Here is a 19,031-nt window from a genome sequence, read left to right as displayed (position 1 = left end):
CCTACTTCTACCTACCCTATAAACTCTCGAAAGTGGGGGGAGAGTGAAAAACTACTTTTAAAACCTCCTACAAAGCATTTTTAGTAAAGATAATCCCACTATATAAATGAAAAGCTGCATCCCAATTACTTTGTTCCCTGCGAAATAAATTGATGTGAGATGGGATTTGTTTGAGGATGTCTGTTTGGTCTATAACTATTTGTGCAAAGGGTTTAAAATCTGACCACACCTTAACTTCTGGTAAATGATTCTCAACCCATACCATTAAATTGTTCCAATTTATTCTCATGGTATTGTAGTTAGCTTGAGATTGAGTTTCTAAACCTTGTTGAAATTCATATCCTTGATCATAAATTCGCAAAATACTCCGTCTATTTGGTAGATGTAAATCACAAAATTGAGCATAATCTTGAGTTTTAGTTTTCCGTTCTAGTTTCCCTTTAGCATTAACATCTACAACTTGTTCAAAAATTGGTAAAAGTCCCACTACTCTATCAGTAACTTCTGATAAATCAAATTTCATCGAACCAGTTTGATTTGCTTCATTTTGACAAACTACGTTGATTTGAGATTTATTTATTGATAAATGTTTAACTTGAAATACTTGAATTTGTTGAATTTGGGGAATTTTTACCCAGAAACAGGGAATACCAGCCTGTTGTAATTGTGTTCCATAGAATGCTAATTCTCCGACTTTAGCAATGCGATAAACTCGCCAATTTTGGCTAGGTAATATCATTCTTGCTGTGTAAATGTCTATCTGCATGATTTGGGCAAAATTGCTGGCTGCGCTGGTTTTGAGTTCATTATTAATGGGTTCTAAAACTAATATTCCCAGTTCATTGTTATTAGGTGCAGATATAGATTTAAATATAGCTCGTTGTTTTTCTTCTTGTTTGACTTCTTCTAGTCGCTGTAAGCCTTGACGAGCTTGGGAAATAATTTTATTATGAGTCGTTATGCGGAGTAATTGACGATATACTTTTTCAGCTTCTGGGAATTGATGAGAAACTTCTTTTAATTTACCAAAATATAGTTGTACCCAAGGATTTTCTGGTGATTCTACCAGTAGTTTCTGAAGTAATTTGGCTGCTGTTTGATAATCTTTACATTCAAAAGCTTTAATAACTTGATCCATCATATATTAGTTTTTAATAAAGGATATAGATCCCCGACTTCTTAGAGAAGTCGGGGATCTGGCTGCATCTGGCTGAATCAATAACAATACCTGTTTCTGTTATCAGGTGTAGGATTTTCCTTAGCGGTTCGCATTGCGCCTAATATGGTGGAAACGATAACACAACGCTTGACTTTTCCTCCAGATTTAGGAGACAGAGTGATTCGTCCCTGTTGATTCAGGGGAACACTACCTATATAATCAAACTGGACTCGTCTCACACCATTAGATAATTGGTCTAATGTTGATTCTGTGTCTAACTTCACACTAGCATCTAAATCATTCCATTGAGCATTAGATGGGTCAATTGTAGCCGCATGAACTGCCCATTGAAGAATATTATTTTGTTCGCGGAAACTAGCGTGGTAAGTCAACTTTTCCTTTTTGGCTTGGCTTTGAGCTTCACGCATGGCTCGATAAACTTGATCTTGGGCAATATTTAAGTGGTGAACGTTGATAAACGCTAACCAGCTTGGTGCTGCGATCGCTGATAGGATACCAATCATTAACAACGCTGTCATCATTTCTATCACAGTGAAACCGCTGTTAGAGTTATGCTTCGGTAAGTAATTCATCCCTGGTAATTGGCAAGCAAGATAAACATATATATATTGCTATGGGGGGATGATTTTTTTATATGATGTTTTTTTAGGAATTTTTGATTTTTTTATAGCTATGTAAAATTATTACCTCATTGACTCGTGGGGATAGTTTGACAGCTTGCGTCTTTCGCGGTTCGGATACCACCAATTAAGCTTTGCAGGATAACGCAGCGTTTTTCGCTACTAGCGGCATTATTTGTTGTTGATTGGGGTGCAGACACCATAATTGCTAAAGGTATGTCAGTGACAGTACCACCGCTCTTACTTGCTAATACGCCTTGATTGTCAAAAGTAATTGTGCCGGTTCCTGGTCCGGTTTGAACAATCTGTTTTGTAGTATCACTTGTAGTATCTATTGTATTATAGGCTGTCAAAGATGTAAGATTTGTGTACAAGAAAACTTGTCTGGATTCAAGCGTTACATTATCACCTAAAGCTGTCCAACCAGAAGTAATCGTAGCAGGAGGAGTACCCTGATAAATTATGTACTCAGGGATGCCACTATTAACGCGAAAACTGACGCTGTAGGTACGTTTTGTTTTTGTAGCTTCTGACTGTGTTTGTTGAATGACTGATACAACTCCATTACTGACTTGATTTAAGCGTTGTTGATTAATAAATCCCATCCAACCAGGAGCAGCGATCGCTGATAGAATACCAATCATTAACAACGCTGTCATTATTTCCAACACTGTAAAACCAGCATCTAGATCAATATATCGTTGACGATGATGCTGTAATAATTTGATAATTAAACTTTTAACTCTATAATCAGTAACCATTATTTACTCCTATTAATTAAGATGGTTTTATTTATTGAGTGTACAAAAAGCCACGAGCCTGAACAATAGCACTAACCGTAGGAAAGAAAGTTTGTTGATTCTTGTCAGTGTAATTTATATTACTGGCTTGCGTACGAGCTAAAGCATTACCCCGGATAAAAATCTGGGCTGTGGAAATTACTTGCCCTTTGTTTTCTTTGTCTAGATAATTACTAACACAGACATAAAAACTGGTCATTGTTGTACTTGATATTGGTATTATGTCAACACTTGGTTGGTTAGCATCAGTACCGCATGATGGTGTTATATTTGGACTATTTGTAGCGTCATTATCCGGTGGCACAGTTTGATCAATATAGTCAACTAGCACCTGGGTAGTAGTCGTCTTGGTTGTTGTTAAGTTGGGATAATTGGTGGTATCAGGCGATCGCCATTGATTCATTTTTTGAGTTATATCACCCGTTCCTCTATCCAGGTTAAACGGCACAAAACCATTATCAGGACAGTTCTCAGTAGCAACAAATTTAAGAGTTGTATCATAAGAACCAGTGCAAGTTTCCCCCGTACTGTTACTTATACTGCGGACACCATCCTTAATTTGCCATCTAGAAATCCGAGCTGCATTCGACCAAGTTGTATTACTATCCTTAATCAAGTAGTACGCAACTAAAGAATAAACAAAAGCATCATCCTTTGCCTCTGATACATCCGTAGGAATGACATTTGATATTAATTCTCGCTTCCAGAAAACCAGTATAGGTACTCCATTGGCGACAGTAGGCAACGAATCTTTAATCCCACTACTTGCGGCTGTATCACTGTAATTACTCGTAACACCTTGGGAACCATAGATATAAACAGCCTGTTGTAAATCACGAGTAATGAAATCCATCGCTATTTGTAATTCTTGCTCAGAAGTCGTCTTAGCTTGCTCCCTTTTGTCTGTATTCATAATGTTTAGCATTAGTCCAAACAACGGTGTCAAGATTAAAAATGCCATTACCAAGCCTATTAACAGTTCCAACAGGGTAAAACCATGATCTCGGTTTGCTACCCTAGAAAATTGCATCCATCCTTTAAGCAAGAAATTAGTTGGTTTAAGCATATTCCAGTTTCACCTTTAGTAAATTTAATCATCCGAATTTAATTATATTCAACACGGCTTAATTATTTGATTCTGCTGGTAGGGGTTTAGCACTGCTAAACCCCTACAAGTCTAGGTTTTTCGTGATTTTACAAAAGTTCATGTCCCAACGCCTTTGTTAGTTTTCATACTATTGCTTTGCAAAAGTAACCGAACAGTTGCCAATTTTTTAGTTACAAGGTTTAGTATCAGAACCAGCTTTAAAACCCAAGCGATTACATAAAGCCTTAAAACTTGTATTAGCATTAGCCACATCAGCAGCCATTTCTAGAATCGGCGCTTGTTTATTTCCTGAACCAGCAGTGACAGGTTCTTGTGTATTTTTGGTATTAATTTCATTGGCTGAAACAGGTTTCGTGAAATCAATATCTTGGCGATACACTCTCACTGCTAAACGATAACCATCATTAGTTCCAGAATTGGTAATCCTTGTTCGACCCGCTTGAATGTAAAACAAATTCTTTTGATTAAGGACACTAGAACAACCAGGTGTCAGAATAATCCCATCACTTTGAACACAATATAAATTTTCGGCTGATGAGGGAACAGGCATCTTCTCATCGCTATCGCTAATCAAATAGTCATTGATGTTATTGCTATCTGTAATGCTTCTAGATGAAGATGAAGATTCAGTGGAATCAATCTCTTTAACTGTAGTTATATATTCGGTTGTACCATCCGTTGATTGTGTGGCTATCCTTCCAGACCTGACCGCATCAATAAATGACGTTGCAGCTTTTGAACCTAGTTCTACCCTACGAGACTGAACACGAGTTGCTGTAGATAGGATCAAAACTGGTGCGATCGCTAACATTAAGGCAGAAGCCACAATCATGGCAACTAACGACTCAATAATAGTAAAACCATCATCTTTGCTAATATTCCGTTTCCCTATAAGTTGCACCATTGTTAATCACCAAATCCTTATTTATACTCAAAACGGCTTAATCATTTAATTCTCTAGGCAGGGGTAAAGCAAAAGCTCATTGGTGTCAACTTAACGTGAACCCTCTATCCCGCAAGGAACTCAAGTTCCTTGCTAATAGCGAAAGTCATCTGAAGATGACTAAATACTTGGAAAATTTCAGCAGTCCGTTTTAACGGACTTGAGCTATTAGACAGGGAATTTATTCCCTGGCGTGTCTTTCCCAATCCGGCAAAAATGATGAGTGGAGAGACATTGTATATAATCTCTCCACCATGCCGACTAAGATTGACAGATACTTGGACGTTGATTTTGGTCAATTACATAAGGGGGGGTGGTAGCAGTAGGATCAGTACCGTCCTTAGCACACAATAAATTTTGTACCCAAGGATCATCTTTACCCACTTCTCGGAAATATTCATTGGGTAAATCACCTACTGGTATAACTAATTTTTGGGAAAACAAATCTGGTGACTGAGAAAGTATCCCGACATCATAACCCCATAATCTTATGGGAGTATCGTAGTAGGGAAGTTTTTGATTTCCATTGGAGACAGAGTATTTAAAATCATCGGAGGTAGAAGTCGTTAAGGTTGTCAGAAATGGGGCTGTAGCATAAGAACTCTTTCTTAGCTGCATGAAACTACCACTGATCTTGGCTTTTACTTTGATTAGATTTCCCTTCTCATCCTTATCATTACTTATCCATAGCTCCGATAAACGGACATAGTTCTCCAAACCCCCATTATCTTCATTGGTTCGAGCGGGAGTATCACCAGCGGCAACTATGACATTGTAAGTAGTCTCTGTAGCTTGTTGCAACCAAAAATTATTGTATTTATCGTTTGCGCTTAAAGGAGAGTTCCATAAAACAGGTTTCCATTGATAATCATCATCAAGTTTTAACCAAGGAACTATAGTGTCATCAGTGCTTATTTTCACCTGGCGAATATTTTTTCTATTTGATATTTCAAAAGCCTCTAATTTTCCCGAACTATCTACCCCATAAACAGCAAGAGGACTATCTAACGTACCATCAGCCTTACGTTTAAAAGCAATTCTTTTCACAAACTTTGGCCCCGACCACTCAGCTGAGGCAGGTGTACCAACTGAGCCAGTTTTTATAGAAGTCATTGGTTGTTTTACAATATCACCCTTCCAATTATTCTTTCCTTGTCCTTTGTAGTGTTGAGCTGTCGACACGTTAGTAATTACCCAATGTTTAGGATCGCTGGTAGGACTATTACAGTCGGTGAACTTGCCAATACTACCATCACAAACTTCATACACATAATCTAAATATGAAATGTTTTTCCTTTCCGTTTGTCTGACAACAGGGGTAACAAAATTATACATATAGGAACTAGGCGGACCAGAACGCCAACCATTATTGTAATGTTGACTCTCCAGTCCCTTAGCGAATGTACCATCCTTATTAGGATCATCAATATCAATCAACTTACCATCACTATTAAACTTACCACTAAACGTGCCAGTAATAGTAGTAGGAGTTTTCGGAGCGTAGGTATTGAATAGGAAATTCTTGTTAGTTCCAAATTCATTGTTAATTGTCCGGCTAGGTATTGAAGCCGGATCAATTGAAGCCGGATCACTGGAGTTATTATTCCAGTCATAATCTCCATCATTGCGGAAGCCAAACTGATAGCTATTAGATAGTAATGTCATGGCATCGGAAATCACAGCCGCAGTTCGCCATGTATCACCAGTAGGACATTTATCAACACCACCAACATTCAATCTTGGGTCTTTGGGACGACAAGCGAAATTAGGATTGAGATTACTAGCTGATCTCGTGTAAAAATTGCTCCAAGTGCTATCTAGCGCATCAGTAAATTCCTCACCGCTACTATGCAGATTAAAGTCACCTTTAATATATGAAGGTAAATTGGTAGCGACAATCAAACCTTTCTCTGCGTCTCGATAATCTGGTTTCCGCGAGATGTTTGACCCATTAGCTAGAATAATGGCATTAGGACGACGACTGGGATCAAGTTTGTAGTCCACTGAACTTTCTAGCTTCTTCGCCGTTTCGTCTGCATTACCTGAACTTTTATCTGCCAAGGCATCGTCACGAGTAGCGTAGATAATGCCACTATTGGGAATTAAGTATTCCTGTGATGGTGTTGTTCCCCCAATCTCTTTGGTTCTTAATTTATCCAAATCTAATACAGTGGCACGAATTTCTACAGGCTGTCTATCTTGTATTGGCAGATCATAGTTTGTGCTGAGATTGGCCGTGCTATTAAGATTTACATTCACAAACCTTTCATCAGCAGCGGTAGTTGTATCGTCTGAATGTATTGCCTTAATTTGTCTGCCATCTAAAAACGCAGCTTCAAAAATTGCTCCATGAGGAATTGCCGTATCCGAAGGTGTGACACTACCATCTAAAATTTGCAAAGCGCAAATAGCCGCATCAATAGCAGATCGTTCTGAAAGAGTCAGGTTGGCTGATGCTTTTGCTTTTTCTAAAGCCACAGCTAAAAGTCCATCATCTATGGAGCGCCTATTGGCATATCTTAATGTAGATTGATAGGTTAGAAGGCTATCATAATCACTATAAGCTTTTGTTGGTGGTCCATAAACTATTCCATTATTGGATAAGCCACCAGTACCACCTCCACCAAAACCAGTAGGGGGAGTCCAACTTGGCAATCCAGTCCTATTCCTAGCTGTAACACTGTTCGTAGGATCATAAAAACTACTAACACAGGCTATCGGTGTGGGGGCTGTCTGACTGTAGTTAGTTTGTTTGTAGTGATAAACTGCCGTTGCCCGCATTCTTAGGTATGGAATATTGGCATTATCAGGTTGATCAGTAAGTTTATCTACTTTAAATTTAACGTCTTGAAGTTCAGGATACATTGAGTAAGGTGTCTGTGGATCCTTGGCATCTGTTACAGCGTTAGGCACAGGCATCATGTCCGACCAAACTTCATCTTTCGCGTTAGTAAAACTGGTAGTTGCTGCGGTATCAGCACTACGTAAATAAATCCCAGCCCCTGTAACCACCCGCAACCCACCGACAGGATCTTGATTACTCTCTGGTACTTTTGCCGCGTCTAGTTCCCAATCTCTATCTCTATCCGTAGAGCCGACATCAGCTAGTGTCTGAATCTGGGAGAGGCGATAGCGGTTTTCGGCGGGTGAATCAGGCTTTGTCCAATTGATGCCACTAATGCTTTGAGTATCCGAGGGTTCTGGTCCAACAAACTTAGATTCAGAAGTCTTCCACCATAGCTGAGGTAAATTATTACCAATCTGGATTCTATCTCCTAAGAATTCTTCCTTGGCGTTTTTCAGCAGCAGTGTTGGCTCTGTAGCCTCAGGATAAAGCCCAGTACCAGTATCACTAATTTTTAATGTTAAACCTGTATAACCAGTACCAGTTTTACCATCAGTGGGGTCTGTGGGGTAACTCCAGGCATCTATAGGGCGAAGTTCATCACCACTACCTTCTAGTGGACTTGTAGTGTCATAACTACCCAACGCATCCCCAGCAAAAGCAACTTCATTGAAAGGGACTCGCCGAGTCCGTTTTTGAAAGTAAAGCTGTAGTTGTTCTGAACGGTATTGTGCTACCTGATCATCCGTATAACTCGATAGACCAGTTGCATCCTTTTGTTGTTGAATACCTTGTTGCACTTCCGCTGGATCATTTGTTTGAATTGCTCCAGTTCCAGCGGTGCTGTCAGGATAAGCTGCTTTTTGAGCAGCAACTAAACGATTTATCCGCTGTGTATAAGCTAGATTGTTATAAGCTATACTAGTTGTTTCATCTGTTACTGATTGATTATTATTGAGAGAGACGACTGTAGCAGTAGAAGCAGCAGTACAAAGAGTAGAAGTATTAGACAAACTAGGATCAGCAGTAGGAGCAACACCTTTACCTGGGAATAAATCAAACTGAGTATAACAATTTGCTCCTCCTGTAATTCCTCCATTACCTATATTGCCGCCTACTATAATTTTGGCATTTTCTGCTTCGTAAAAACAGGAATTGGGACTACTGACTTGATATATTCTGATAAGAGATTGGGGTAGACTATACGTTGGATTATTCTTTGTATTGTTACCAGTGAGTAAGTTGGCATTGGTGAAAATGCGACCATTAAGCCGGAAATCAGACCCAGGAGTTATGGCTAGGTCATCTTGATAAACTACGGCATTGTTAATTAGAGATTGTTGAACCTTATCTTGTTCATACTCTAGGGCTGAGAAACTTTTATTGCCAGTGTTGACTTCGTAATTACTGCTAGTACCGCTAGGAATGGTGGTAGTGGAGGTGATGGGAACTGTGACAGTGTAGACGAAAAATGCCTTCACCAATCTTAATGATTTATTGCCTTTAAACCAACCATTGACACCAACTAAACTAGCACTAGTCACTTTACTCGTACCACAACTTCCACCTATACTCGTAAAAGTCATCGGTGTGGTTCTAGCTTGGATGGGATTTCTTTTGACTTTATATTGAGTGTTAGTGTCATTTAAGTCTGGATTTTTATAATAAATCCCGTACAAGGTGTAGCTATCAAATTTACCATTATTGTCGGTATCAACTGGGAATTGCCATGCTGTTTTTAATTCTTTGCCGGTAGTATTAGCACAAACCCCAGCATTTAAACCATTACTAGGATCAATGCAGTTGATTGTCAGATTTTTTTCATCACCAAAGGTGTATTCATCTTTATATGTGACTAAAACCGCATCTAGTGCTGCTTCCGTTGGTGTGGCTCGTGCTAGTCGGTTATCCTCAAATAGCTTCTTTAATTTTGCTCTGGCTCGGTCAATCGCAGGAGCCGCAGAATTCATGGCTATTTGATTGACGCGGACGTTACTAGCAATTTTCGCCCGATCAAAGGAACGAAACATGATAGCAGTGGTTAACAAAACTACTACTACAGATACCATTGCCACTGTTGGCAATACGAAACCTGCATTGGTGCTTTGCTGTTGTTTTTGACTACTAAAGACAGTTCTTAATAACCAAATAAGTTGTTTTTTTGTGGTTGTTAAAAACCGCCTGATAAGTCTTGCGGAGATGTTGGTAATTTTTTTAAATGGCTGACGTTTGTGAGACATTACTGTTTCCCTGATTAATGATTGGGGTGAATATTTTTCTAGTTATGATTACAAATAATCCTGTCCGCCAAATTTAGGGCAGAATGTTATATTAAGAGGGTTAACTACTGAGGTTTTGTGGTGGTAGTTGGCAATAAAAGCGGTTGTTTAGCTCAAATACACTGAGCTTAGTTATATTTAGATGTTTTCGTTATAGCATTGTTGATATCCTAACTCTAAACTGGAAAATACTGAATTCTGCGATCGCAGATATTATATTCTTCTGAATACTGATAGTATATCTACTTGAGTAGATACTGACAACAATAATTATATAAATTTTTGATAAAGACAACATTTTTATACTACCCAGTTTTTATGGAAAAAATATCACTGGTAAATATATACTAAAGACGGGTAGGATATAAACTTTGGCAAAATGACAAAAAACCTAGATGTGTATGGGTAAAGCAAAAGCTGATATGTGTAAACTTAAGCTAAAACTTCTATCCCCAAGCAATTTGGAATATAACACGAAGCACTATCTCTTAATTTTGTCAATAATTATGGATTTAACTTTACGTTAATTAACTTAATCTGCAATATATCCCATCTAAAACACCTAAACAAGCTGATCGCTATAATAGAACCAGTATCACTGAGGAAAAATCAACAATGTCCATTACACTCGATCTGCCACCGAAAATTGAGGGGCTGCTGCGACAGCGGGCTGAAAGCACCGGACAAGATATTTCGCAAATGGCGATCGCGGTTCTGACTTTGGGGCTGAGTTTGGATGATAATGATTTTTTTGAGGCTTTAAAGGGAATCCAAGGCGGGCTTGATGATTTTGAAAGAGGGCAATTTTCGAGTTTAGAGGATTTTATTGCCGAACAGGATTAATCGTCTTGGCTGCTATCCACAACAGCGCTTGGCGAACTGCTTGCAGCAGCGCTTCGCTATCGCTTGTCGAAAAACTACAGGTTTTATTTTAGACTGAGTTTATGTATATAAGTTTTGGTTATTGGGGAGGAATAGAGGCAAAAGCCTTTAATTTGGTACAAATTTAGGCATATATCCGAAAAGTTGGTATAATGTTGGATATTAAAAATGTGATGATTTACTGAATTTAGGATCAAAACAATGGCTGATTTATTTTCAGTGTTGGGTTCAAAAATATTTAATGCTCTAGCACAGGGTCGTAACTTGCGTTGTCTCTACTGTGATAAAATACAACCTCATACTCCTAGAAGTTATGGTGAAATACCTTCTTCATCACAATATGCTACTTATGATCGGATGATTATTGGTCGTATTCTTGACTATGTTCCCGGTGTAATGCCACTTACAGGTGGAAATATATATATTTGCAATATATGCGAATTACCAAGATTTGAGGGTGGTTTAATGAGCGACATAATTAATGATCGAATTGAAAAAGAATTTATCCAATTATTGAAGGATCATGCAGAAGATGAAGAAAATAGTGATTTTTTGGAGAAAAACCCACTAATACGTCGTCGCATAGGAAAGTAATCAAAGCTATCAGGATAAATTTTCACCCAGCTAAATTTAGTCTATCTTCTACGATGAGGTTATTCTTGGCTGCTCAACATTAGATTTTTAGAAAGGAAAAAAATCTTTATGGAAAGTCGAATCAATATTCATCCAGATATTTGTAATGGAAAACCGATTATCGCTAACACTCGAATTCCTGTACAAACAATTATGGAGTTTTTAGGTGCGGGTGATTCAATCGAGGAAGTTCTTGAAGAATACCCTTCTCTGAAACGAGAAGATATTTATGCTTGTATCCAATTCGCAGCAAAGTTGATGGCGAATCACTACGAAGTGAGAAAAATTGCATGAATGGGTTTTTATTTGACGAAAATCTACCAGCTAAAATCCGATTTACCCCATCTTTACCCATTATCCATGTCTCTGCTTTAGGTGAAAGTCCAAGTGATACTCAAATCTGGCAGTATGCAAAGGATAAAAAATTAGTAATTGTTACCAAAGATGCGGATTTCTCAGATCGGCTGATGGTTGATTTATTCCCGCCTAAAGTAGTGCATTTACGCTTTGGGAATATGCCAAAACTTGTATTTCACTCATTTCTCGCCGATATTTGGCCGCAAATTGAAACTTTGGTTATTGACCATAAGCTAATTAATGTTTACTTGGATCAGATCGAAGCATTTAGATAATGCGATGGTGTAAGCACTGACTTATTATTTTGTCTATTTTGTAAATGAGGAAGAGATATTAATAATAACATTATCTCTTCCTTACTTTTACTTTAATCCTGAAATTTCTAAGCTAGAATTTAACTAAAATATTTAACAAATAAAGGAGGATAAAATGGATGCAATAACTACTCAACAAGCAAGTTATGACTTAGATGGTTTGATAGATCGTGTGATTGCAGATGTAGAACCGACTATTATTTGTAATAATAAAGGCAACAAGGCTATTTTAATTTCTCTAGACGAATTTTCATCATGGCAAGAAACATTGTATTTGCTCTCAAATCCTTTTAACGCGAAGCATCTTCTTGAATCAATTCAATCAGCAAAAGCAGGTAAAGTTATTGAAAGAGACTTAATTGAAGAATGAAACTCACATTTATAAAAGCTGGATAGAAATCCTACTTGATAAAAGCAAAATAATTCCTGGTTTTACATCAAACAAATATTTAAACATTGTTAAAATTAATTAAAAGAGTATTAGAAGTTTAGTAAATAATTTTCTGGATAATTAGGTGATAAACTCCGTAACAAAACTTAATTACAAATTATTTTCATATTGATTTGGTATAAAATAAAAAGCAGCATCTATCGTTCAAACAAGTTAAATCATTGATAATCAGGGTGAGAATGAATCATGGGTAAAGCAATTGGTATAGACTTGGGAACAACTAACTCCGTCGCTGCATTTAAGTTAGCAGGTGTGGAAGTAGTCACAGCTAATGACAACACACCCCCAGATAGAAAACTCACCCGTTCAGTAGTAGCTGCTGAACAAGATAAATTTTTGGTAGGAGAACAGGCTTATAATCAAATTCGCCATGATTCAGAAAATGTGATTATTTCCATCAAACGGTTAATGGGTAGGGGTTTTGGGGACGTAGCCGTGCAAAAACAACAGTCCGAACTGGCTTATAAAATCGCCCCACCCAGTCAAGGAACAGATAATAGCATTGCTGTGTGGTTAGGGGGGAAAGAATACCAACCAGAGGATATTTCGGCGGAAATTCTCAAAAAAGTGGTGCAAAATGCCCAAACTTATCAACGAGGGATAGGTAAAGGGGAAATTATTGATCAAGCTGTAATTACTATTCCTGCTTATTTTAATGATCAACAGCGTCATGCTACCCGTACCGCAGCCCTGAAAGCTGGACTTACTCCCCTAGAATTATTACCAGAACCTACAGCAGCGGCCATATCCTACGGGTTTTCACCGAATAGCGATGATGTGAAAACAATTTTGGTTTATGATTTTGGCGGTGGAACTTTTGACGCTTCAGTAATTACCGCAGCCGGAACTTCATTTATTGAACAGGGAAAAGCAGGTGATTTATGGTTAGGTGGTGATGATATTGATTCTCGCCTAATCAAGTTTGTGAAAGAACAAGTTGCCAAACAAGAAAGAATTAGTGATATTGATAGCTTAATTTCTAAAATGCCCTATTATCAAAGAGGGCGATTTAATGCTGATTTGAAAATAGCTGTAGAACGGGCAAAGGTAGAATTAAGTAATAATATATCTGCTCAAATTAACCCGGCTACTCAATTATTAGATGAGTTGGGAATTGGGATTCCCATTGAAGTGGAAATTACCCGCAAGCAATTTGAAAATATGATTGGGGAGTTGGTCGAAAGAACATTACAAATATGTCGCCAAGCTTTAGAATATGCAGAATATCAAATGGATATGGTGGACGTGGTGCTGTTGGTGGGTGGTTCTTCCCAAATTCCCTTGGTTAAACGGCAATTAGAAGCGGCTTTTGGGGTGAATAAGGTAGTTTTGCATCCCCGTCCAATGTATGCAGTAGCCGAAGGTGCAGCGATTGTTGCGGCGGGACAAACAGATAAGGTGACGACGGTTTCTCGTGATTATTTTATTCAATTAGTTAATCGTCAAGATAAAGTTATTAATCGTGGCGATATATTACCGATCACTGTTTCTCATACTTTTAAAACTGTAGTAGAAGGACAACGCTTAATTCACTTTCAGTTTTTCAGCCCTGATGATGTGAAAGAAGATTTAGATGGGGTGAAAAATAATGAACGAATTGGGGATATGTGGTTAGGTTTAGATAACAAATATCCAGCGGGAACGGAAATTATTGCTTATTTGGAGTTGGATGAAAAGAACAGCGATTTAAAAATGACTGCAACTTTAAAAAATAATCCATCGGTGAAAGTCAGTTGTAATTTTTCGCGGGGGCGGGTAGATGAGAAAATCTATCAAGAATTAGAGGAGGCGATCGCAGAACTGAATCACCAAGACTTAACTGCATTCGGTGTAGAATCAGCCTTGAAGTTAGCTGTACCAGTTGTTCAGTTAGCTAATGGGATTATTAATCCTCGCACTGGAGAAGAGTATAGTGATTTACAGGAACGGGCGGAGGAAAGTCTCAATCAGTTCCAGCTATCTATGTCACCTGAACGCTTAGAAGCAGAGTATTTGGTGAACGAGTGCGATCGCGTGATTAACTTCTGCGGCTTTATGATTCCCCAACTTCAGCAAGAACGATTACAAAACTTGAGTCAAGAATTACAATTTGCTATTAATACTAATAATCTCTCCTCAATGGAGTATCACAGTCAAGAAACCAGACGAGAACTTCGCAATTTACCTGATGAAGTCCAGTTAGTACAAGGTTGTATTCTCGCCATCCAACAAGCCAAAGCCGTTGCCCCTACCCAAGCGAATGCTATGTCTGACAAACTCTCTCGGATGTTAAATGCAGCCACCAATGGTGATAGCAATGAAACAGATCGTTTATGGCGAGAATTACAACCAGATGTACAACATTGGTTAAATCAAGAATTACCCAGTAATAGCATTATCACGGGACTTACACGATGAACACCAAAACTAAAATTGACTGTCCGGTTTGTGGATATAAAGGAATTGAGGGCAACAGTTGTCCTAATTGTGACACCGACGTTTCTCTCATCCGTTCCTTGGCAGAATTACCCCAGCGTCCGAAATCTTGGACAACAACTATTGCTATTTTCATGCTAGTAATAGGCATTACTATTGGTGCAGCAGGTAGTTTTTTTGCCCTGCAAACCGCTATTTATACTGTAACAAGTCCTAAACCTACAGTTCCTAACGTTACTACTAATACTAATCTCACTCCCCCTGTAATTACTCCTGTAATTCCTAAACCAGCCCCACAACTAGCCACTTATACCGTAAAATCAGGAGATACTCTTAGTAGTATTGCGGAAAAATTTTGTAGTAAATCTACAGATTGGCAATTAATCGTTGATGCTAATCCTGAATTACAAAAACGGGAAAATCAATTAGATATAGATCAGGTGTTGAAAATTCCTAGTAGCTGTCAAAGGAAAAGCCTATGAAGATAGTTGGCAGCTTTAAACAAGCTAGTCAGAAAGCTGAAACTTTTGCCCAAAAAAAACAACTGCGGGAGGCCGTAATTACTGCGGAAACAGCCCTCAGTGATTGGGCAGAAAAACCCAGTCTTTGGGAACGTTTATTAGCGAAAGTATTAATTGGTAATCTGGTAGAAAAACTAGAATCACAATTAGTTGAATGGCGTAAACATTTAGCATCTGCTGATCAATTGGCAATCAAAGCCCAAGGAATGATTAAGAATGATGTTGGTAATCCTGGAGAAACTCAGATTTTAGCCGCTGTTATTTCTCTTTATCAACGTTATTGTCAAATTCTTTATGATCCAAAAATATCAAAAACACTTGAGCAATATCAACGAGAATTACAACGAAGATTACGGTTTCAAGAATTAGTCAATCAAGGAAATTCACAAATAAAATCTCTTTTTTTTCAAAAGGGAATCTCTATTTATCAAGACGCATTAAAATTATATCCTCTGGATTCAGTTCAAAAATCTATTATTAATGCTCAAACCCAAGTTCCTCAAGAACAAACATTTCAAGCTGCTGTAGAAAAAGCCCAACAGGCAGAAACCGAGGAAAAACTACGCAGTGCTATTCATATTTTAGAAACCGCAGTTACTAATTTTCCTCGCATTGATGGTGTAAATTTATTAAAAAAGCTCAAATCTAAATTTCAAGGTAGAGAAAAATTTCGTCAAGGTTTAAAAGCAGAAAAAAGGGGTGATTTTACCACTGCTAAAACCCTATACACTGATGCTAAATCACTTTTACCAGATTTCCCCGATTGTCAAATTCGCTTAGGCTTAATTGCCATTAAAACCCAAAATTGGCAGCAAGCAATATCTGATTTAGAAAATGTCCCTGGAGAACAAGCTGCTTATCTGCGAGGATTTGCTTTTGCTCAACAAGGAATTTTACAATCAGCCTACCGAGAATGGCAAAATATATCCAATTCTCAAATTAGTCAACAACAAGAAATTATCAAAGAAATTGCCCAAAGGCAACGTTTAGTATGTTTACAAAATATTGAAGAATTAGTCAAATATGAAAATTTAGAGTTAGCTAAAACAGCTAGTCAAGAATTTATTCATAAATTTGGTTTTGAACCAGTTGTAGAAACAAATTTGGATGAACATATTCAGCCTAGATTAGCAGCAGCAGCTTGGCAAAATCATAACTATCAATTTACTGCTCAACAAGCTAAAAATGAATGGATGAATAAATCCAATATGACTACATTACATAATTGGGCAGTAGCTAATTACTATTTGGCTCAAAGTAGTCATGAAAATTTATTAGAATTTATTATTTCTTTGGCTACTGCTATTGCTAATATCACCACAAATCCTCATCTCCAGGATGTTCCTTGGTTGGGAGGTAAAAATGTTGATTTTAATGCGCTCTCTCTAGAGTTAAAACGCCGTTTAGAATCGGCAATTGACAAGGTTAAGGATATAGATATTGCCACATATTTAAATTTGCGTGATTACTGTCGGTTAGAATTAGTAGCTTTAAAATTCATGGGTGAACCTGTCAATTCAGGAATGTTAATTAATAATTTATTTATTACACCTGGATGTTATCAAAGTTATCGTGAATGTTATGAATTACAGAATATTAAAACCTTAGAAAAAATTGCTCCTTATCAGAAAATTCTCCATGCTCTTTATAGCCCTTGGGGATTAGCTGTAGCTGCTTGTTTAGAGGTAGATATTGAAAGAGCTATTCTTCTGAAACCATCAATTCAGCCTACTACTGAAATCGAAAATTTTGCTGTTCAATTTGTTGCTTATTATGAAGGATGTTTTTATCTACAAAAGCAAAATTGGCCACAGGCAATGATTCCTCTACAACAAGCTAAGGCAGAAGTTCAAAATAATCAAGATTGGCAACAGGAAATAGATAGACTTTGTAGTTTACAGCGTCAAGCTATATCAGAATTTTCTGAACATTTAGAATTTGCTCAATTTTGGTATGATGTTATTGCCACTAAATCTGCACGCAGTTATTTGGCAGAATTTAAAGCTGAAGAATTGCATGATAAACTTTTTAATCAACAGGTTTCTACAGAACAAGCTTTGCAAAATTTGAAGATAATTAGCAGAATTGATGAAAATAATCCAGTTGTAATTGCCTTAGTAGAAAAGTTAGAAATTAACCAGGAACTTGAAGAAATTGATAAATTATTTAAAAATCATAAATTGGAGGAAATGAAACGAAAGGCGCAATTTTCTAAACATGACAGAATTCGCTATATTGTTGCTGATATCTTTATGGATATATTAGTTAATGGCATCAAGAATGGTGATTTAAATGATCCAGAAATAATTTATAAATTAGGAGGTTGGGCTTATGAACTTTGTCCTGATGAATCAGCATTTCAAGAAATTTATACTGGCTTAGGATTATGTTAATTTTAACGGCAAACAATAAGAATAAGATCCCCGACTTCTTAAAGAAGTTGGGGATCTAACTAACTGTGAATGACTATAATGATGGAAAATAACCCTTACGATATTTTAGGTGTGTCTCAAGCTGCATCAAAAGCCGAAATTACCAAAGCTGTAGCTTTAGCAATGAAGCGCAAACAGTATCCTGTGGATGTGATTGCTAAGGCGCAGAAGAGTTTGATGAAGGCAGAAGAAAGGATTATCGCTGATTATTTGCGTCCGCTATTGCCAACTATAAAGCGATTCAAGTATAGTGATTTATCAGCTTTGGCAAAACCTGCACCTACTTTAACTTTATTATCAGAATATGACGGGTTAGAACAAGCACTAGCCGATGCTAACCAACAGGAAAATTTAGAAAGAGAACCTCTACCTATCCCTTTGTCGGAACTTTTTAGCGAAGGGATGATAGCTTGTAAAGAGGGGCGCTACCCTAAAGCTATAAAATATTTAGAAGATTACTGTCAGGGTTGTCAAGAGCGCAATAGCCAAAATTATATTCAAGCCCAAATGTGGTTAATTAAAGCTTATCAAATGGGTGGACAATTACAAAGAGCGATCGCTCTGAGTCAAATTTTGCGTAATCATCCTCATTCCCAAATTAACACTTGGGCTAACAAAATTCTAGCTGTGCTATCCAAAGAGATTTCCCGTGCCTGACTTATCCCCCAACTACCTAATTAGCTTAGAATTACGAGAATTACTCGTCCAAAAACTCGGCGTTCTCCAAAAAGACAATGTTTTATTACAGCAGTCTTTGAGAGAACAGCAAATCAAAACTACAGCCCAAACAGAAGATTTATTCTTGGAACTTTTAGAAGTTGCTGATGCTTTAGAAGCTTTATTAGACTATCTAGAAAACAATCCTAGTCCTAGTCCAGAATTTATAGAACGTCTACCCAGATCCATAGGTGCAGTTAATCGCAAGTTTCTCGGTGTTTTAGGAAAGCGCCAACTTTTACCTATAGAATTACAAGAAGGAACAGAACCAGATTTTAACTTATGTCGCGTCATTGACCGGGAAGAAAGAACAGATATCCCAGACCAAACAATTACTAAAATTGTCCGTCGCGGATTTCATTTAGGTGAAAAAGTCCTCCGTCCCACAGAAGTCATTACGGCTAAATCAGATGATGGTAATGGGTAATTGGTAATTGGTAATTGGGAAAATTCTTTCTCCCCTACTTCCCCCACCTCCCCTACTTCCCCTACTCAACGAAGATTACGGTTTCAAGAATTAGTCAATCAAGGAAA

The 19,031-nt window shown here is 37.6% G+C and carries 16 protein-coding genes; 10 read left to right on the top strand and 6 right to left on the bottom strand.

Going from position 1 to position 19,031, the window contains the following annotated elements; genetic code table 11:
* Positions 1–67: 67 nt before the first annotated feature.
* The 6 genes from FJR05_RS07115 to hpsA form a co-directional block, all read right to left on the bottom strand.
* Positions 68–1,141 (bottom strand): M48 family metallopeptidase, encoded by a 1,074-nt coding sequence (locus tag FJR05_RS07115; protein WP_168643472.1) that lies wholly within the window; start codon positions 1,139–1,141, stop codon positions 68–70.
* Between the two features lie 74 nt (positions 1,142–1,215).
* Positions 1,216–1,752, bottom strand: a complete 537-nt coding sequence (locus FJR05_RS07110; RefSeq protein WP_168643471.1) for a Tfp pilus assembly protein FimT/FimU — start codon at positions 1,750–1,752, stop codon at positions 1,216–1,218.
* A gap of 116 nt (positions 1,753–1,868) precedes the next feature.
* Entirely contained in the window at positions 1,869–2,561 is a 693-nt protein-coding gene (locus FJR05_RS07105; RefSeq protein WP_168643470.1) for a Tfp pilus assembly protein FimT/FimU, read from the bottom strand.
* Between the two features lie 31 nt (positions 2,562–2,592).
* Positions 2,593–3,666 (bottom strand): hormogonium polysaccharide secretion pseudopilin HpsC, encoded by a 1,074-nt coding sequence (hpsC, locus tag FJR05_RS07100; protein WP_168643469.1) that lies wholly within the window; start codon positions 3,664–3,666, stop codon positions 2,593–2,595.
* A gap of 208 nt (positions 3,667–3,874) precedes the next feature.
* On the bottom strand, positions 3,875–4,612 hold the full coding sequence (gene hpsB / locus FJR05_RS07095) for a hormogonium polysaccharide secretion pseudopilin HpsB (protein WP_168643468.1): 738 nt from the start codon (positions 4,610–4,612) through the stop codon (positions 3,875–3,877).
* A gap of 300 nt (positions 4,613–4,912) precedes the next feature.
* Positions 4,913–9,736 (bottom strand): hormogonium polysaccharide biosynthesis protein HpsA, encoded by a 4,824-nt coding sequence (gene hpsA / locus FJR05_RS07090; RefSeq protein ID WP_168643467.1) that lies wholly within the window; start codon positions 9,734–9,736, stop codon positions 4,913–4,915.
* 654 nt (positions 9,737–10,390) lie between these two features.
* On the opposite strand from hpsA, the gene FJR05_RS07085 reads away from it, so the two are divergent.
* The 10 genes from FJR05_RS07085 (at position 10,391) to FJR05_RS07040 (ending at position 18,924) form a co-directional block, all read left to right on the top strand.
* A complete protein-coding gene (locus FJR05_RS07085; protein ID WP_168643466.1) occupies positions 10,391–10,618 on the top strand; it encodes a hypothetical protein in 228 nt (75 codons plus the stop codon).
* A 240-nt stretch (positions 10,619–10,858) separates the two neighbouring features.
* Positions 10,859–11,251, top strand: a complete 393-nt coding sequence (locus FJR05_RS07080) for a hypothetical protein (RefSeq protein ID WP_168643465.1) — start codon at positions 10,859–10,861, stop codon at positions 11,249–11,251.
* Positions 11,252–11,359: 108 nt separating this feature from the next.
* Entirely contained in the window at positions 11,360–11,584 is a 225-nt protein-coding gene (locus tag FJR05_RS07075; protein WP_168643464.1) for a DUF433 domain-containing protein, read from the top strand.
* Positions 11,581–11,922 (top strand): DUF5615 family PIN-like protein, encoded by a 342-nt coding sequence (locus FJR05_RS07070; RefSeq protein ID WP_168643463.1) that lies wholly within the window; start codon positions 11,581–11,583, stop codon positions 11,920–11,922. Before FJR05_RS07075 ends, FJR05_RS07070 begins: the two co-directional genes overlap by 4 nt.
* 154 nt (positions 11,923–12,076) lie before the next feature.
* Entirely contained in the window at positions 12,077–12,331 is a 255-nt protein-coding gene (locus FJR05_RS07065; RefSeq protein WP_168643462.1) for a type II toxin-antitoxin system Phd/YefM family antitoxin, read from the top strand.
* Between the two features lie 267 nt (positions 12,332–12,598).
* On the top strand, positions 12,599–14,809 hold the full coding sequence (locus FJR05_RS07060; protein ID WP_168643461.1) for an Hsp70 family protein: 2,211 nt from the start codon (positions 12,599–12,601) through the stop codon (positions 14,807–14,809).
* Positions 14,806–15,309 carry a LysM peptidoglycan-binding domain-containing protein gene (locus FJR05_RS07055; protein WP_168643460.1) on the top strand — a complete coding sequence of 168 codons (504 nt, stop codon included), beginning with the start codon at positions 14,806–14,808 and terminating at the stop codon, positions 15,307–15,309. The genes FJR05_RS07060 and FJR05_RS07055 overlap by 4 nt, the downstream gene beginning before the upstream one ends.
* Positions 15,306–17,741 carry a peptidase M, neutral zinc metallopeptidase site gene (locus tag FJR05_RS07050; protein ID WP_168643459.1) on the top strand — a complete coding sequence of 812 codons (2,436 nt, stop codon included), beginning with the start codon at positions 15,306–15,308 and terminating at the stop codon, positions 17,739–17,741. The genes FJR05_RS07055 and FJR05_RS07050 overlap by 4 nt, the downstream gene beginning before the upstream one ends.
* Before the next feature lie 78 nt (positions 17,742–17,819).
* Positions 17,820–18,437: a molecular chaperone DnaJ gene (locus tag FJR05_RS07045; protein ID WP_254446790.1), complete on the top strand. Its 618-nt coding sequence runs from the start codon at positions 17,820–17,822 to the stop codon at positions 18,435–18,437.
* Positions 18,430–18,924, top strand: a complete 495-nt coding sequence (locus FJR05_RS07040) for a nucleotide exchange factor GrpE (protein ID WP_168643458.1) — start codon at positions 18,430–18,432, stop codon at positions 18,922–18,924. The genes FJR05_RS07045 and FJR05_RS07040 overlap by 8 nt, the downstream gene beginning before the upstream one ends.
* Positions 18,925–19,031: the final 107 nt, after the last annotated feature.

The sequence above is a fragment of the Dolichospermum sp. UHCC 0259 genome (assembly GCF_009711935.1).
In the GTDB taxonomy this organism is placed as follows: Bacteria; Cyanobacteriota; Cyanobacteriia; order Cyanobacteriales; family Nostocaceae; genus Dolichospermum.
This window is presented reverse-complemented; position numbering and strand designations above follow the sequence as displayed.

Coding starts and splice junctions, on each gene's coding strand:
- hpsB (WP_168643468.1), bottom strand. CDS start 4,612: ATGGTGCAACTTATAGGGAAACGGAATATTAGCAAAGATGATGGTTTT.
- FJR05_RS07070 (WP_168643463.1), top strand. CDS start 11,581: ATGAATGGGTTTTTATTTGACGAAAATCTACCAGCTAAAATCCGATTT.
- FJR05_RS07115 (WP_168643472.1), bottom strand. CDS start 1,141: ATGATGGATCAAGTTATTAAAGCTTTTGAATGTAAAGATTATCAAACA.
- FJR05_RS07065 (WP_168643462.1), top strand. CDS start 12,077: ATGGATGCAATAACTACTCAACAAGCAAGTTATGACTTAGATGGTTTG.
- FJR05_RS07075 (WP_168643464.1), top strand. CDS start 11,360: ATGGAAAGTCGAATCAATATTCATCCAGATATTTGTAATGGAAAACCG.
- hpsC (WP_168643469.1), bottom strand. CDS start 3,666: ATGCTTAAACCAACTAATTTCTTGCTTAAAGGATGGATGCAATTTTCT.
- FJR05_RS07105 (WP_168643470.1), bottom strand. CDS start 2,561: ATGGTTACTGATTATAGAGTTAAAAGTTTAATTATCAAATTATTACAG.
- FJR05_RS07045 (WP_254446790.1), top strand. CDS start 17,820: ATGATGGAAAATAACCCTTACGATATTTTAGGTGTGTCTCAAGCTGCA.
- FJR05_RS07085 (WP_168643466.1), top strand. CDS start 10,391: ATGTCCATTACACTCGATCTGCCACCGAAAATTGAGGGGCTGCTGCGA.
- FJR05_RS07060 (WP_168643461.1), top strand. CDS start 12,599: ATGGGTAAAGCAATTGGTATAGACTTGGGAACAACTAACTCCGTCGCT.
- FJR05_RS07080 (WP_168643465.1), top strand. CDS start 10,859: ATGGCTGATTTATTTTCAGTGTTGGGTTCAAAAATATTTAATGCTCTA.
- FJR05_RS07055 (WP_168643460.1), top strand. CDS start 14,806: ATGAACACCAAAACTAAAATTGACTGTCCGGTTTGTGGATATAAAGGA.
- FJR05_RS07110 (WP_168643471.1), bottom strand. CDS start 1,752: ATGAATTACTTACCGAAGCATAACTCTAACAGCGGTTTCACTGTGATA.
- hpsA (WP_168643467.1), bottom strand. CDS start 9,736: ATGTCTCACAAACGTCAGCCATTTAAAAAAATTACCAACATCTCCGCA.
- FJR05_RS07050 (WP_168643459.1), top strand. CDS start 15,306: ATGAAGATAGTTGGCAGCTTTAAACAAGCTAGTCAGAAAGCTGAAACT.